At 71.8% G+C, this 206-nt stretch carries 1 protein-coding gene; it reads left to right on the top strand.

Annotation, left to right across the window (positions count from 1 at the left end; translation table 11 throughout):
- On the top strand, positions 1 to 206 hold a 206-nt coding region (locus C7H85_RS19795; protein WP_158260128.1), incomplete at both ends, for an Ig-like domain-containing protein.

The following is a 206-nucleotide window of genomic DNA, read 5'->3' on the forward strand; positions in this document are numbered from 1 at the left end:
GGGCAGCCTCACCGGCAGTGGCAGCCTGGTGTACCACCATGACGGCAGCTTCAGCTATACCCCGGCGGCGGGCGAGGAGGGCGAGGTGCGCTTCCAGTACCGGCTCACCGACGGCGACGGGGACAGCGCCACGGCCACCGTGACCCTCACCCTGCAGGACGACTCCACGCCGACGGTCTCGGTGCTGCTGGCCGAGGGGGACGACG

Source organism: Zobellella endophytica (genome assembly GCF_003012775.1).
Taxonomy (GTDB): Bacteria; Pseudomonadota; Gammaproteobacteria; order Enterobacterales; family Aeromonadaceae; genus Oceanimonas; species Oceanimonas endophytica.